Genomic DNA, 16,379 nt, shown 5'->3' on the forward strand with positions numbered 1-16,379 from the left:
TAATTCTTTTCAGCAGGTGTTTCCGACACCCACTGAAAAAGTAATCAAAATTATATTCATCTCACCACCTATAGAGGCGAGAATCATCTGATCTGCCGCTGTCGCACAACATTGGCTGAATGAAGATAAATTCTCCCTTGAAATAATGGGCTATTATTTAGTATCAATCTAGGGCTTGTGTGTATTTAAAACATTTACATAAATCGTTGTTCCCTAATATAAAGTAGCTAAAACTATTGCCATGTCTGTCCCTTCTTTGTGAAGTAGTACAAGTGAAGCATTGTTTTGTATTGTAGAATAGAGGTGAGCACAGTATTTGGTATATTATGTACATTTAAAAACTTTAAATATGAAAATAATTAAATTTATAAGGCGGTATTTGAATGACGAACAGAATCTCCAAACCTATTATCAACATGGTCTTATTATTACTTTTTCTTGTTGTTTTATGGTTTATAGGTGATGTTAGCCATCTATTATCTAGTAAAGAAAATATCGAAAGAGAAATTGGTTATATAGTATTGCATGAAGGAATAGTCTATTTTATTCAAGGAAAGGACGTTCAACAATCAGATATAGAGAGTTTCTCTAGTGAAAATCTCATGTACTCAAATAAATTTGAATCAGTTTCAATTTTAAATAATGAATTGAAACTGTCTATGAAAGGGATTAAAAGTGGAGATAAAGTGAGGATTTGGTATTCTGAAATTTTGGAGTCAAATCCAGCAAAAATCAAAGTTATTCGTATAGAAAAACTGTGACCAAAAGATAGGGGTCGTATATTGTTAATGGTAACACTATGAATGGCGGACCGAAGATGAATTCAAATATATTCAATTTTGTATCTCAAGCTTTGCAGTAACAATAACAGGAACTTAGCAAATTTACATGGGGCTGTCCGAAAAGAGATTTTTAAGCAAAAATGACTAAAAAGTGAAAGGCAGAAAAGTTGATTTAACAACGTTTCTGCCTCTTCAATTTCATGTAATTTTACTCCAAAAAGGACTTATGGGACAGATAATTTTTCCCTGCATTAATCAAAAATAATTTTATTTACTGCATCACGGTCTAATTTTTTAATAACTTCCACCATTAATTTTACAGCATTATCATAATCATCACGATGTAAAATACCTGCATGTGAGTGGATGTAGCGTGTAGCAATACCGATTGATAGTGCTGGTATACCATTTGCTGTTACGTGGATAGAACCAGCGTCTGTACCGCCACCAGCCATTGCCTCGAATTGATATGGAATATTGTGCTCATCTGCTACATCTAAAACAAATTCACGTAGGCCACGGTGTGATACCATTGATGCATCATAGACAACAATTTGTGGACCAGCGCCCATTTTACTAGTAGATTCCTTTGCAGTAACCCCCGGTGTATCTCCTGCTACGCCTACATCGACAGCAAAGCCGATGTCTGGTTGAATCTTAAATGTAGCAGTTTTCGCACCACGAAGGCCTACTTCCTCTTGTACGTTCCCTACAGAATATAGGATGTTAGGATGTTTTTCATTTTTTAGTGCTTTCATAACATCAATGGCAATTGCACAACCAATGCGGTTATCCCATGCCTTCGCTAATAAATACTTTTCGTTTTTCATGACATTAAATTCAAAGTAAGGTGTTACCATATCGCCAGGACGTACGCCCCATTCCAGCACCTCTTCTTTTGAAGCTGCACCAATATCGATAAACATGTCTTTAATGTCTACAACTTTGTTACGTACATCTGCCGGTAAAATATGAGGTGGTTTTGACCCAATAACCCCGATAATTTCATCACCTTTACGTGTCGTAATTGTTACACGCTGTGCAAGCATAACCTGGCTCCACCAGCCGCCTACAGTTTGGAACTTGATAAACCCTTTGTCATCGATTTGAGTAATCATAAAGCCGACTTCATCTAAATGGCCTGCTACCATGATTTTAGGACCATTAGCATCGCCCACTTTTTTTGCAATGACGCTGCCTAAGTTATCTGTTTCCACTGTATCTGCATATGGCCCAATATACTTTTTCATGACCTCACGTGGTGCACGTTCATTACCTGCAATACCATTCGCGTCTGTTAACTCTTTAAACATTTGTAATGTTGGATCTAGTTGTGTCATCCTTTGGCCTCCTACTTCTCGTATCTTCTCTATTATACTTCGTTTACCGAAATATTCCTAGCTTAAGTGTCTGAAAATTAATGTATTTCAAACATTAATAACCTGAACGTTGGCGATTATAATTTTCTTCATTTTTTTCTATATAAGCCGCAACAACGTCCTCAAACGTAATTCCTAAATTATACGCAAGTAAACCATAGCATTGCCAGATAGCTAAATATCTATCCTCAGTTGGCTGACTAATAAAGTCTAAAATATAGTTCTGTGTCATTAAAAATGTCTCGGTTAAATCTCTCTTTTCTTCAATTACCGGCCATTTTTCTATCGCTGTGTAACCCTTCAATAAACCAAGTGATAATATAAAGTGAATAGAATCCACATATTCCTCTAAAATCACACCACGCTCTGAGGGTCCTTTTGTACTCCAAAATTTAAAACAGCGTGTTTCATTTGCAAGTTCAGATAGCTCAACCATTAATGCTAAACCTTTTTCTTTAAATACATCACGTTCAATATTTTGTGTTTTCTCGATGAAAGCATCGAGCTCTTTCTGCATTTTAAATAATTGTTGTAAGTTCATTTTTTTCTCCTAAATTTCTAAAAAATATTTATAAAAAGTGAAACTATTCGCCCCTCCAATCGTATAGGAAGGAATAACCTTTCTTCAAGGGGGAAATTAAAAATGTTGCCGTTACTTATTCGTCTTGCTGTTATTGCGCTTATAATCTATGTATTTTACAAAGCGATTCGTTATATAACCGATCCTAAGCGAAAACTTGATGAAGCCTATGAAAAAGGCCAATATTATTTTTATGATGATGTTAAAAATGTCCGAAAAAATTTCTTCATCTCCTATAAGGGTGCTCTTTTCGAAGGTGAAAAATACCTGGGTACAACAGAAGATGCCTTCGAGGTTGTTACGATTTTTGTCGGTGCCCGTGATGCCGCCACATTGCAAGGCTTCAAAAAAAACGACTTTGAATATTTACAACAAGAAATATTATTGAATTATCCAAACGCAAAGATAAATTGGAAGCAACCCATTGAACAGCTTATGCGTAACACATCCTCATAATGAGGATGTGTTGTTTTTTATTTATCGTAACATGCTATGATTAATCACCATAATTGTGCAATGATAAAAACTTGAGTGGCTGCTAGTAGAGGGAAGCCGAATGCAAAACTATTATGACGTGTTTTATGTCGGAATAAATACATTCCTAACACGCCGCCTACTGCGCCCCCTGCTATAGCTAATGTAAACAATGTACGTTCTGCAATGCGCCATTCATGCTTTTTCGCGCGTGATTTATCCATGCCCATCATAATGAGCAGGACTATAGAAACAACTGCCATATATGCTAATAATGCTTGCCCCATTGAATACTCCTTTATACTTTTCTATTTACTTTTAATTTAACACAAAAAAGACTGACGGATAAATCCATCAGTCTTGTGAAAAATTTTGCACCTGTCGCTTCGCTTTCGGTGCAGAAATAATTTTTAACTAAGTCAAAAATTATTTAGCTACTGCTTTTTTAGCAGCGTCTGCTAATTGAGTGAATGCTGCTGCATCAGTTACAGCTAGGTCAGCTAACATTTTACGGTTAACTTCGATACCAGCAACTTTTAAACCGTGCATTAAGCGGCTGTATGAAAGGCCGTTCATGCGAGCAGCTGCGTTGATACGAGTGATCCATAATTTACGGAAATCACGTTTTTTCTGACGACGGTCACGGTATGCATATTGACCTGACTTCATTACTGCTTGGTTTGCAACTTTGTATAATGTATGTTTTGAACCATAGTAACCTTTAGCTAATTTTAATACTTTTTTACGACGTTTGCGCGTCACTGTTCCGCCTTTTACGCGTGGCATATGAATTACCTCCTGCTTTTCATTTAAAAATGAATGTTAGTATTTTTTAGTCAATTATTTCATGTAAACAAGTAAAGATTTGATGCGTTTGAAGTCACCAGATGAAACGATGTTTGCTTTACGTAGGTGACGTTTTTGTTTCGTAGATTTGTTTGCGAATAAGTGGCTTCCATAAGCACGGTCGTATTTTAATTTACCTGAACCCGTTTTTTTGAAACGTTTCGCAGCTCCACGGTGAGTTTTCATTTTTGGCATGTCGAATTCCTCCTAAACTGTTCGTCTAATATTATTTCTCGTTCTTTGGTTGAAGAACTAAGAACATGCTTCGGCCTTCCATCTTCGGTTTTTGTTCAACCGTTGATACTTCAGCACAAGCTTCAGCAAAACGATCTAACACACGTTGACCAATGTCTTTGTGTGTAATCGCACGACCTTTGAAACGTAGGCTACATTTTACTTTATCGCCTTTTTCAAGAAATTTAATCGCATTACGTAGCTTCGTTTGGAAATCATGCTCATCGATTGTTGGGCTCAGACGAACCTCTTTCATTACGATGACCTTTTGATTTTTACGAATTTCACGGTCTTTCTTTTGCTGTTCAAACTTAAATTTACCATAGTCCATGATACGAGCGACTGGCGGCTTGGCTTGAGGGGCCACAAGGACAAGATCCAAGTTTACACGAGCGGCGATTTCTAGCGCTTCATTACGTGTCTTTACACCAAGCTGGTCACCATTGTGATCGATTAATCGAAGTTCACGTGCGCGAATGCCTTCGTTTACATACATGTCTTTGCTAATAGTAATCCACCTCCAAGTAGTTGTCGCGAATACATGGTTTGGGCAAAGCCTTGCCCGGTTGAACGGTACATCCTCTTGTCATGTCCATAAAAAAAGGACGGACACTTTGAAGATGTCCGCCCGCTATATGTGCATGCGCAAGTCTGCGCAAAACAATTCAACGTGTCATACCTGTTCACAGCCTAAGCGTTGTATCAGGTGAGAAGCGGGCAGCCTCTACTTCAACCACAAACTTTGTATTCATTAACCTTATTTATATTAGCATGTACTCTTATAAGCTGTCAAATGTTTTTTAGCTTATTATTAATAAAGTAGCCTAAAATTTTTTAATCTAAACCATTATCGTTGATTTTCGTTCCAACATGGCACTACTTGGGGGCGTTCGATGAGTTGCTTCGTTGCGCCGCTGCAGGGTCTCGGGCCAACAGATGTCTTTTGCGCGAAAGCATAGTGCTAACGAAGCGACAGCAAAATGGTTTTGTCTGTGCGAAAGCGTAGCGACAGCAACAGCACGATGTTGGTCACGAAGGCGTTATCACAGGACTTGATGCTTTTAGCCTTCGTTCCTCTATCGCTGATCCCCAAGGAGTTTCCTAGTCTCCACTTCAATCAACTTATATAAATAGAAATTATTTTGTAATTTCTGCTTTAATGTTCGCTAGGAAGTCCTCAAAGCTGATTGTTTCTGAATCTTTTGAGCCGTAGCGACGTACATTTACGCCACCAGCCTCTACTTCTTTGTCTCCGATAACAAGCATATACGGGATTTTTTTCATTTGTGCTTCACGGATTTTGTAACCTAGTTTTTCTTCACGGTCATCCATTTCAACACGTAAGCCCGCTGCAGTTAATTGCTCTTCGATTTGTTTTGCATAATCGAAATGAGCTTCATTTGAAACTGGGATAACTTCAACTTGTACTGGCGCTAACCATGTTGGGAATGCACCTTTGTACTCTTCGATTAAGAAGGCAACGAAACGTTCCATAGTCGATACGACACCACGGTGAATAACAACTGGACGATGTGGTTTACCATCTTCCCCTACATAAGTTAAGTCAAAGCGCTCTGGTAATAAGAAGTCAAGCTGAACTGTTGATAAAGTTTCTTCTTTACCAATTGCAGTTTTTACTTGTACGTCAAGTTTAGGACCGTAGAATGCAGCTTCACCTTCAGCTTCGAAGTAATCTAAGCCAAGCTCATCCATTGCCTCTTTTAACATACTTTGTGCTTTTTCCCACATTGCATCGTCGTCGAAGTATTTCTCAGTATCTGCTGGGTCACGGTAAGATAAACGGAATGAGTAATCATTTAAATCGAAGTCTTTGTAAACTTCTAATATTAGCTGAACTACTTTTTGGAATTCCACTTTAATTTGGTCTGGACGAACGAAGATATGTGCATCGTTTAAAGTCATCCCACGTACACGTTGTAAGCCTGAAACAGCGCCTGACATTTCGTAACGGTGCATAGTACCAAGCTCCGCAATACGTAATGGTAGGTTACGATAAGAATGCATGCTGTTTTTGTACACCATCATATGGTGAGGACAGTTCATCGGACGCATAATTAATGTTTCATTGTCCATTTCCATTGGTGGGAAAATAGAATCTTGGTAATGATCCCAGTGACCAGAAGTTTGGTACAGCTCTTTAGAGCCAAGTACTGGTGTATAAACATGCTTATAGCCAAGAGATAATTCTTTATCTACAATATAGCGTTCAATAACACGACGGATTGTTGCACCGTTTGGTAGCCATAACGGTAAGCCTTGACCAACTTTTTGAGAAGTTGTAAATAATTCTAATTCCTTACCGATTTTACGGTGATCACGTTCTTTTGCCTCTTCAAGCATTTGTAGGTGATGTTTTAATTCTTCCTTTTTAAAGAATGCTGTACCATAAATACGTTGTAGCATTTTGTTATCTGAGTTACCTCTCCAGTAAGCACCTGCTAATGAAAGAAGTTTGAACTCACGAAGCTTACCAGTTGATGGTGCATGGATACCACGGCAAAGGTCGAAAAATTCACCTTGATAGTAAATAGAAACTTGCTCATCCGCTGGAATTGCTTCAAGTAATTCTAATTTGTATTCATCGCCAATTTTTTCATAGATCGCTTGTGCATCTGCACGGCTAACATTTTTACGCTCGATCTCTAGGTTTTCAGCGATAATTTTTTTCATTTCTTTTTCGATTGCTGGTAGATCTTCAGCAGTGATTGGAGTTGGTGCATCAATATCGTAGTAGAATCCACCTTCAATAACTGGACCAATACCAAGTTTAACATCTGGGAATAATCGTTTAATCGCTTGTGCTGTTAAGTGTGCAGTAGAGTGACGTAAGATTTCCAATGCTTCCTCATCATCTTGAGTAATGATTGAGATTGTTGAGTCCTCTTCAATCGGTGTTTTTAAATCCACCAAGACACCATTTACTTTACCTGCATATGCTTTTTTACGAAGTCCTGGGCTAATTGATAATGCTACGTCATCAGTAGATGTACCCTTTGCAAATTCCTTTACAGCGCCATCTGGGAAAGTTAATTTAATCATATCTGACATTTTGTTTGCACTCCTTATAGTTTTGTTGTGATGCATGATTGAAGTCCAAGAATCCCCGGAATTTATCCTATTTCAGTAGGTGTTTGGACACCCATTAAAAAGGAACTACATCCGTATTCATTTCACCATTATTTTCTAAACGAAAATAAAAAAAGCCCCGCCCCTACGAAAGGGACGAAGCGTATGCTCGTGGTTCCACCCTTCTTCCTTCCGACTTTTTATAGTCAGACGAAGCTCAAGGCTAGCTAACGGGCTAGGGACCGGCGAAAGATTATCCCTTTCGCTGCTCAGCAGGTAGTAAATAGTGTGCTCAAACTAGGAAGCTTACAGCCAATGACTTCCCTCTCTAAAAGCCGATACACAAAACTCATGTCCTCATCCATGCATTTTGATATTTAATATATGTGACAGTATACGCTCGATTGTCGCAAAATGCAACAGTCAATATTACATACGGCGATTTTTGCCGCGCATTTCAATCGGCTCTGTCAAGGCTTTAACACGTTCCATTATACGTCCAGCTTTCACGACCTCTATATCACCTTTTTGTGACTGTGCTAAATGATGCTCTAGTTCATCATAATTAAAGTTAGATGTAATGAATGTTGGCAATTGCTCGGCCATACGGTAATGGAAAATAGTCCCTAAAATTTCATCTCGTGTCCAAGCAGTCATTGTTTCTGCTCCTAAGTCATCAAGCATCAAAACTGGTGCCTTTTTCACATAGTCTATTTTTTCATTCAATGTATTGTCGCCAATTGCATTTTTCATTTCTCGTAAAAATTCAGGCACAAAAACAACTACTGAACGAATTTTGACAGAGGCTAATTCATTCGCAAGTGCACCAAGTACAAAGGATTTCCCTACACCAAACTTTCCATATAAATAAAAGCCCTTTGCAGGAAGTTTTCCTGTTTGCTCGGTTGTCTTCACAAATAAAGCCGCTTTTTGAGCAATCATCACTCGAGACTCATCATCAATCAGTAAATCTTGAATTGTTGCTTGAAGCACATCCTTTGGCATATGCATACTCGCAATCATATTGGCTACATCACGACGCTCATCCTCACGTATCTTTTGCTCACATCGCACATAATCCATTTCAACAGTATTTCGCACTACACGTAAAGTCGGTAAAAAACCTTTTAAATAGTTTGTACAATTATCTGTATTATCGCAGCCACAGCAAACAGTAGATTGACTAATGAACTCGTGAAGCTTCGGTAAATTACGCTCAATTGTGTCATAGTTTAACTCATTTGCATGCTCTGCTAAAAATTTTTGCACACGAGGGTTTTCTAAAATTTCTCGACGCATCGCTTCATACCGCTCTTGAAATGATGGTACATTAACTGCTCTTTTTAATGGTCCATTAATTGGTTCGATTGTCGTTCACCCTCCTTACTTATCACTTTTCCCTAGCATTTCTAATATTTTTTGACGCTCTTTTTCAAAATCAATCGAGCTTGAAGTGTTTTCTTCTTCTTGCTGCTCGTTTCGTTTGTAAAACCATTCAGGTACCTTTTCACGTTGATTTCCTGAACGCCCTTTGGCATTCTGATTACTTTTATTCGGTGTTTGTGGTTTATTTTTCCAGGTCGTATATTTATCATGCTCCTGACGTGCTAGCTCCATTGCTTCCTTTGCTGTTTGTATATTTTTACGTACCCAATGATCAGCAATCGTTTCCACATATTTTTTAGGTAGCTTCATATCAGTTGTGAGCATAACATATTCCAAAAGAGCGTTAACAACGCCAACTGGCATTCCATGTTGAACAATTAGACTTTCAGCAAGCTGCACGGAAGTCTGTAGAGGTTCTTTACCATTATTTATATCTCGTAAAACTTGCACTGGTGGAGTCGTTTCTAAATAGCGCTGAAGCTCAGAATCCTTAGTTTTTTGTCCTGCTTCTTCAAGAGGTAATGGCTCAGTGACTCTAGCTAACTTTGGCGGTTCTTTTGATACTGTTAGCTTATAAAAATCTGCAGCGGCCTTACGCAATCGTTCCTGTGAAATGCCTAAATCATCATCTAAAGCAAGAATCACTACTTTTTGCATATCCAGTGCAGTTAAGTGATATAAGAATGCTAGTTTCGCTATATTTTCACGTACTTCAAGCGTTAGCAGACTGGCTGGTACTAATTGCTCTGATAACCCCGCCTGAAGTAATTCAAAGTCAAACTGCTCGAAATAAAACGGATAGATTCTTTGCTGTTTATCCTTACGATTAGTATCAGCCTGTAAATCAACTGGAATATTTAAATTAATAGGTTTAAAAACGTCTATGAAAGCACGTGATACATCTTTAAACTCTGCATCTCTTGTAGGAGAAATAAAACGCTGACGCAGCTTCCGATAAGCTTGCTCCCCAATTTTACTAAACAAAAACATCGATAACAGTGGATCTTTCATAAAGCTATCTGCATCTAGTGGACGCATAAGCTCATATAAAAAGCTTCGCTGTCCACCATTTTCTCTTTTCCATGTGCGTAATAAGCCAATTGCTTCAAGCGCAATACGTGCTTCGAATATTTTTCCAATTGGAAGCCCTAATACATTCATTAAATAATAATGTGTCATTTGCATATTTGGCATTTGCTCTGCTTCTGCCCATAGCGTTAAATAAAGGCTGATTGGCTCCGCTCCGGTTAAAGGTTGATAAAATAGCGTAACTAATTGACGTTCCTGTGTAGAAAGTGCATGAGGTAGACGAATGTCAAAAGGATCGGCAGGCTGCAATTCCTTATACAAATGAATCAACGACATTCACCCTCTCTGTTTCCCTATGATTTCTGCTCTGTCTGACGTTGAATAATCTCTTTAATTTCTTCAATAAAGACATTGATGTCCTTAAATTGACGGTAAACCGATGCAAAGCGTACATAGGCAACCTCATCGATTTTCGCTAAGCGATCCATTACCATTTCCCCAACATCCTCAGATCGTACTTCAGAATTCCCGATACGACGAAGATCTTTTTCAATAGACAATACAAGTCCCTCAAGTACTTCAAGAGCAACTGGGCGTTTTTCACAAGCACGAATAAGTCCACGAAGCACCTTTTCACGGCTAAACTCTTCTCGTGAACCTTCTTTTTTCACTACGATTAAAGGTGTCTCTTCAATTTTTTCAAACGTTGTAAAGCGGAAGCCACATGACTCACATTCACGACGTCTACGAATTTCTTTATTATCATCTACTGGCCTCGAATCCACTACACGCGTTCCGTTAAATTGGCAAGATGGACATCTCATATAATTACTCTCCTGATTTCACAACAATTTAGTATTTCTATTATAACAAATTTCCTACATGTAAGAAAAGCGCATTGACGCTAGTGTGCTCATGATAAACCTTGTAAGGAGAAAGTACAAGTATAGATGTCAATAATTTATCCAAAGATATGGCAACAAACTCTTGATTTCCTATGCAATAACCGAAAAACAAATGCGCTGGAGAGCACGACGCAAAAGTAAACACTCCACACTTTTGCCAAAGAGATCGATGTGACCCATGAATGTAACGTTTTTGCCTGGACGACAACTTATCGATAATTTTCTTAACAACAAAAAAAGCACACCGAAACCACTTGGATTTCAATGTGCTTTGTAAAATTATTATGCGTTAACTGTTTCTAAAGCTTTTGCCACTTTTTTCACAAGATCTACAACACGTGCAGAGTAGCCCCACTCATTGTCATACCAAGCAAGTACTTTCACTTTGCGATTACCCATTACCATTGTAGAAAGACCATCTACTGTTGAAGAGTAAGTAGTTGTATTGTAATCAGAAGATACTAGAGGCTCAACAGAGAAGTTTAAGATCCCTTTCATTGGACCTTCAGTAGCAGCTTTCACAAATGCAGCATTGACAGAATCTACTGTTACGTCTGTATTTAAATCTACCACAAGGTCAACTAATGATACGTTTGGTGTTGGAACACGAAGTGACATACCATGAATTTTGCCTTCTAACTCTGGTAACACCAATTTCAATGCCTTTGCAGCACCTGTTGATGTTGGAATGATGGATTGTGCGCATCCACGTGCACGACGTAAATCTTTATGTGGATTGTCTAGGTTCTTTTGGTCATTTGTATAAGCGTGAACAGTAGTCATTAATCCATTTTCAATGCCAAATGTGTCGTTTAATACTTTTGCAACTGGTGCCAGGCAGTTTGTTGTACAAGAAGCATTTGAAATTACATCATGTTTTGCAATATCCAGTTTTTCATCATTTACACCTAAAACAATTGTTACGTCCTCGTTTTTACCAGGTGCTGTTAAGATAACTTTCTTTGCGCCAGCTTCTAAATGCATCGCTGCTTTTTCACGATCATTAAATTTACCAGTTGCTTCAATAACGATATCTACACCCATTGTTGCCCAAGGTAATTTTAAAGGGTCACGTTCGCTAATAATTTGAACACGTTTACCATTTACAATTAAAGCATCGCCTGCTGGTTCAACTGTACCTTCGAAAGTTCCGTGATTTGTGTCATACTTAATCAAATGTGCTAACGTTTCAGCTGGATAGCTAGCGTTAATTGCAGCAATATTTAACCCCTCTTGCACGATCGCTTGGCGGAAAACCATACGTCCGATACGTCCGAAACCATTAATAGCAATTGATACTGTCATTTATAAAATCCTCCTGTGAGTTACATACTCAGATTAATTATATACTTTATGCGATTAGTATAACACAATTTTAAAAAAGATGAACATTATATACTCATAATATTAAAGTTCTTATTTTCTGAAAAATAAAATCGCCTAAATTAGTCCTTATTATGGTTTAAGCCCACAAAAAAATGCGCAGCAAAATGTTCTTGCTACGCATCGAATATTTAAAGATTCATAATTATAATACATCCCAATATGTCAGGATTTTTTTTAATTGGCTCTCTGTTTGTTCTAAATCTTCATTATTGTAAATAACTGCATGTGCGCCTTTTTCTTTGACTGACATAGGTAGTTGAGAATGCATACGAGCTAGTGCATCTTCCTTTGATAAATTGTTACGTTCCATTAAGCGACGTAGTTGTACCTCTTCACTAACCGATACCACTATAATACGCTCAACAAAATGCTGTAACTTACTTTCAAATAACAGCGGAATATCCATCACAACATCCTTGTGTCCAGCCTCTAAATAAGCATCACGCTGGCGAAGCATTTCCTTACGAATAGCGGGATGCATAATATCATTTAATATTTTGCGCTTTGCAGGTTCGTGGAAAATAATATCGCCAAGCTTGGCGCGATTTAAACTACCGTCTTCAAGTAATATGTCTTGTCCGAAATTTTCAGCTATTAACTTTAATGTCTCTGTTCCTGGTTCTACGACATCACGCGCTACAATATCCGCATCGACAATCGGTAAACCAAGTGCTGTCATCATTTTCGCTACTGTACTTTTTCCGCTCGCAATACTTCCTGTTAGTCCGATAATCATAGTTAAATCCCCTTTAATGTTGACAATTTGGGCAAAAGACTGATGTGCGCCCACCTATCGTCATTTGGCTCGTTGCCGTTCCACACACTGGACACATCTTCTTCCCATACATTTGCAGTCGATTCTGCATGCTTCCAGCCTCACCATTAATATTTCGGTAATCTGAAATCGTTGAGCCTCCCGCATCAATGCTTTGACGTAAGACAGCGACAATCGCTTCGAACAATGCACGTTTACGCTTTTCACTAATGCGGTTCATTGTACGAGCTGGATGAATTTTCTGAGCAAACAATGCCTCAGTTGCATAAATATTGCCACAGCCCGAAATAATTTGCCCATCCATAATTACTTCCTTAACTGCTTTTTTCTCATATTTCGGTTGCTTTGATTTCGCTATAAAATAATCACATGCTATTTCATCAAACGGCTCTGGAGCCATTTTTGTTAAAGGGGCATGATCCTCAATTTTTGTTAAGAAACGTAATTCACCAAAGCGACGAATGTCTGAGTATATTAAATAGCCACCATCTGCCATATGAAATGTTGCATGAATATGCTTTTGAAACTTCTCCTCATTGATTTCCTCTGGTGTATTTACCACAAACCAAGCACCTGTCATGCCTAAATGACTAACAAGGACATAAGGGACATCCTCTTTCATCAAATGAAAAAAGATATACTTTGCACGGCGTTCGATTTTTGTAATCGTCATTTGGGACAAAGACGTTTCAAATGCATCAGGCTCTGCTTGCTTCACGATACATTGCTTCCCCTGTCCAAAGGAAACACGGATTATTTCAGATAGTTGAACCTGATGAATGGTGCGGCCTTCAATCTTAGGTTTTAATGCCTGGACGACACCTTCAACCTCTGGTAATTCAGGCATTTTAACCCCTCCTTATTTTGCTTCGTACCAAGTTGCACCGTAGTTAAAGTCCACTTTTAACGGTACTGCAAGCTCAATTGCATTTTCCATAACCTCTGGAACTATTTTTTCAAGCAATGCAATCTCTTCCTTAGGTGCTTCAAAAATTAATTCATCATGCACTTGTAATAGAAGTTTTGACTGCATATTTTCTTTTTTCAAGCGAGCATCCATATCAATCATTGCTTTTTTAATAATATCAGCTGCACTTCCCTGAATAGGTGTATTCATTGCAGTACGCTCTGCAAAGCTTCGTAAATTGAAATTTGAGCTCGTGATATCAGATAAATATCGACGTCTATTTAAAATCGTAGTGACATAGCCATTAAACTTTGCTTCCTGCACGATATCATCCATATATTGTTTAACTCCTGGGAAGCTCTGAAAATATTTCTCGATAAATGTAGCTGCTTCTTTACGGGTAATATCTAGATTTTGCGATAGACCATAATCACTAATACCATAGACAATACCAAAGTTTACCGCTTTTGCAGCACGTCTCATATTACTATCAACATCATCTGCTGAGACATGGAAAACATCCATTGCTGTACGTGTATGAACATCCATACCTTTACGGAATGCATCCACTAGATTTTTATCTTCCGACATGTGAGCCAGTACTCGCAATTCGATCTGTGAATAGTCGGCAGAAAATAATATCCAATTTTCTTTCGAGGGGACAAACGCTTGACGAATTTTTCGTCCTTCTTCTAAACGAATCGGGATGTTTTGTAAATTCGGATCAGTTGAGCTTAGACGTCCTGTAGCCGTTAATGCTTGCTGGAAGCGGGTATGCACCTTCCCATCCTCTTCGTGAATTTCCTTAAGCAAGCCTTCAATATATGTTGATTGTAATTTTCCTAGCTGACGATACAAAAGTATATGCTCAATAATGGCATGCTCTGGCTTTAATTTCTCTAATACATCCGCTGCAGTGGAATAGCCTGTTTTTGTCTTTTTAATAACCGGAAGACCAAGTTTATCGAATAGGATCACACCTAATTGCTTTGGCGAATTAATATTAAAGATTTCTCCTGCCTCCGCATATATTTCTTGCTCAATAACTACTAGTTTGTCATTAAGCTCCTGTCCCATTTTCTCCAGTGTGGCACGATTAACCGTAATACCCTCACTTTCCATTTCGCCTAGAATAGAAGCAAGTGGAAGTTCTAAGTTTTTATATAAGTCAAATTGTTCGTTTTCCTTTAACAATGCCTCAAGCTTTGGCTGTAATGACCACACGGCAAAGGCTTTGCGACTAGCATGCTCAGCAAGTACATCAATGGCTGGTATAGCTCGTTTTGCCCCCTTACCATAAACAGTCTCATTTGCCTTCACATCTCGGTAGCCAAGATCCTTCGCAAGTGTTGCCACATCATCCCCACTTAGCCCAGGATTATTAATATAAGAAGCAAGCAATAAGTCAAACTCGACACCTGCTAAACGAATCCCCGCACGTTTAAACGCCGCCTGGGCTGCCTTTGAATCTGACATATACTTTATTTTTGTAGCATCTTCTAACCAGAGGCGAAGAACATCTGATTTAGCCACCATATCAAACGGTACGTAAATTGTTTTCGCTCCATCTGTTAGTGCCACACCTAGTTGCTGACATGTGTGATAATGCTCGTCCTCTAGCTCCAAATGCATCGCCATAACATCTTTTAACTGTTCTTGATTTACTTCATGCATAATATCAAAGTCAAATGGTGCCTGTTCTTCTTCTTGGACAGTAAAATCACTCTTTTCAAGCAATGATTTAAAGCCAAGCTCCCGCCAGACATTCATTAATTCTTCCTCATTCGGACCCTTATAAGCAAGATCAGTAAGTGTTACTCCTATTGGTGCATCTGTAAAAATAGTCGCAAGCTTTTTACTCATGAGCGCCTGCTGTTCATTGGCTACTAATTTTTCTTTCATTTTAGAAGCCTTCAACGTATCCATTGCCTCATAAAGCGACTCCACTGAACCATGCTCTTTCAACAATTTAACAGCCGTTTTCTCACCGACACCAGGTACACCTGGAATATTATCTGAAGCATCCCCCATTAAGCCTTTCATATCAATAATTTGTAGAGGGGTTAAGCCGTATTTTTCTTCGATATAAGCTGGTGTATTTTTTTCAATTTCAGTTATACCTTTTTTTGTAATGTAGACGGTTACCTGCTCAGTAGCGAGCTGTGTTAAATCACGATCTCCCGAAACGATAATGACATCCATATCCTGTGATGAAGCTTCTTTGGCAAGTGTCCCTATTATATCGTCCGCTTCGTACAGTTCTTGCTCATACTGCTTAATACCATAAGCATCAATGAGCTTTCGTAAATAAGGGAACTGCTCCGATAATTCTGGTGGTGTCTTTTGTCGCCCACCTTTATATTCCGTAAAGGTTTCATGACGGAATGTTGTTTTCCCAGCATCAAAAGCAACCAATATTTTAGTTGGCTGTTCTTCCTCTAATATTCTTTGTAGCATTGTTGTAAAGCCGTACACTGCATTTGTATGAATTCCACTATCATTCGTTAACAATGGCAACGCAAAAAACGCGCGATATGCTAAACTATTACCGTCCAATAATAGTAATTTTTCCTTTGTCATGATTTAACCTCCTGCGTTGTCGTCTTTTT

General features: G+C 38.4%; 16 protein-coding genes. 2 read left to right on the plus strand and 14 right to left on the minus strand.

Annotation, left to right across the window (positions count from 1 at the left end; all coding sequences use genetic code 11):
- Positions 1–383: 383 nt before the first annotated feature.
- Positions 384–761 carry a DUF3221 domain-containing protein gene (locus tag ACIQXF_RS03455; RefSeq protein WP_402779181.1) on the plus strand — a complete coding sequence of 126 codons (378 nt, stop codon included), beginning with the start codon at positions 384–386 and terminating at the stop codon, positions 759–761.
- 272 nt (positions 762–1,033) lie between these two features.
- Here the strand turns inward: ACIQXF_RS03455 and ACIQXF_RS03460 are convergent, their stop codons facing one another.
- Both ACIQXF_RS03460 and ACIQXF_RS03465 read right to left on the minus strand, forming a co-directional pair.
- A complete protein-coding gene (locus ACIQXF_RS03460) occupies positions 1,034–2,122 on the minus strand; it encodes a M42 family metallopeptidase (RefSeq protein WP_402779184.1) in 1,089 nt (362 codons plus the stop codon).
- A 94-nt stretch (positions 2,123–2,216) separates the two neighbouring features.
- On the minus strand, positions 2,217–2,702 hold the full coding sequence (locus ACIQXF_RS03465; RefSeq protein ID WP_402779186.1) for a dUTP diphosphatase: 486 nt from the start codon (positions 2,700–2,702) through the stop codon (positions 2,217–2,219).
- Positions 2,703–2,804: 102 nt separating this feature from the next.
- On the opposite strand from ACIQXF_RS03465, the gene ACIQXF_RS03470 reads away from it, so the two are divergent.
- Complete coding sequence (locus ACIQXF_RS03470; protein ID WP_402779188.1) at positions 2,805–3,197, plus strand: sigma-w pathway protein ysdB; 393 nt, start codon at positions 2,805–2,807, stop codon at positions 3,195–3,197.
- 44 nt (positions 3,198–3,241) lie between these two features.
- Here ACIQXF_RS03470 and ACIQXF_RS03475 read toward each other — a convergent pair whose 3' ends face one another.
- The 12 genes from ACIQXF_RS03475 to polA form a co-directional block, all read right to left on the minus strand.
- Positions 3,242–3,502: a DUF1294 domain-containing protein gene (locus ACIQXF_RS03475; protein ID WP_402779191.1), complete on the minus strand. Its 261-nt coding sequence runs from the start codon at positions 3,500–3,502 to the stop codon at positions 3,242–3,244.
- Between the two features lie 139 nt (positions 3,503–3,641).
- Entirely contained in the window at positions 3,642–4,001 is a 360-nt protein-coding gene (gene rplT, locus ACIQXF_RS03480) for a 50S ribosomal protein L20 (RefSeq protein ID WP_004226314.1), read from the minus strand.
- A gap of 54 nt (positions 4,002–4,055) precedes the next feature.
- Positions 4,056–4,256 (minus strand): 50S ribosomal protein L35, encoded by a 201-nt coding sequence (gene rpmI, locus ACIQXF_RS03485; RefSeq protein ID WP_004226312.1) that lies wholly within the window; start codon positions 4,254–4,256, stop codon positions 4,056–4,058.
- 31 nt (positions 4,257–4,287) lie between these two features.
- Entirely contained in the window at positions 4,288–4,791 is a 504-nt protein-coding gene (gene infC, locus ACIQXF_RS03490) for a translation initiation factor IF-3 (protein ID WP_012295602.1), read from the minus strand.
- Between the two features lie 641 nt (positions 4,792–5,432).
- Positions 5,433–7,364: a threonine--tRNA ligase gene (thrS, locus tag ACIQXF_RS03495; protein ID WP_402779195.1), complete on the minus strand. Its 1,932-nt coding sequence runs from the start codon at positions 7,362–7,364 to the stop codon at positions 5,433–5,435.
- Between the two features lie 447 nt (positions 7,365–7,811).
- Complete coding sequence (gene dnaI, locus ACIQXF_RS03500; RefSeq protein WP_402779487.1) at positions 7,812–8,741, minus strand: primosomal protein DnaI; 930 nt, start codon at positions 8,739–8,741, stop codon at positions 7,812–7,814.
- A 24-nt stretch (positions 8,742–8,765) separates the two neighbouring features.
- Positions 8,766–10,118: a replication initiation and membrane attachment family protein gene (locus tag ACIQXF_RS03505; RefSeq protein WP_402779198.1), complete on the minus strand. Its 1,353-nt coding sequence runs from the start codon at positions 10,116–10,118 to the stop codon at positions 8,766–8,768.
- Positions 10,119–10,150: 32 nt separating this feature from the next.
- Positions 10,151–10,621 (minus strand): transcriptional regulator NrdR, encoded by a 471-nt coding sequence (gene nrdR, locus ACIQXF_RS03510; protein ID WP_402779201.1) that lies wholly within the window; start codon positions 10,619–10,621, stop codon positions 10,151–10,153.
- A 363-nt stretch (positions 10,622–10,984) separates the two neighbouring features.
- The gene (locus ACIQXF_RS03515; RefSeq protein ID WP_402779204.1) at positions 10,985–12,007 is read right to left on the minus strand and encodes a glyceraldehyde-3-phosphate dehydrogenase; all 1,023 of its coding nucleotides are present in this window, start codon (positions 12,005–12,007) and stop codon (positions 10,985–10,987) included.
- 223 nt (positions 12,008–12,230) lie between these two features.
- A complete protein-coding gene (gene coaE / locus ACIQXF_RS03520) occupies positions 12,231–12,824 on the minus strand; it encodes a dephospho-CoA kinase (protein WP_402779207.1) in 594 nt (197 codons plus the stop codon).
- A gap of 13 nt (positions 12,825–12,837) precedes the next feature.
- Entirely contained in the window at positions 12,838–13,710 is an 873-nt protein-coding gene (gene mutM, locus ACIQXF_RS03525; protein WP_402779210.1) for a bifunctional DNA-formamidopyrimidine glycosylase/DNA-(apurinic or apyrimidinic site) lyase, read from the minus strand.
- A gap of 12 nt (positions 13,711–13,722) precedes the next feature.
- The gene (gene polA, locus ACIQXF_RS03530) at positions 13,723–16,350 is read right to left on the minus strand and encodes a DNA polymerase I (protein ID WP_402779213.1); all 2,628 of its coding nucleotides are present in this window, start codon (positions 16,348–16,350) and stop codon (positions 13,723–13,725) included.
- Between the last annotated feature and the right edge of the window lie 29 nt (positions 16,351–16,379).

This window comes from Lysinibacillus sp. NPDC097231 (genome assembly GCF_044761885.1).
Taxonomy (GTDB): Bacteria; Bacillota; Bacilli; order Bacillales_A; family Planococcaceae; genus Lysinibacillus.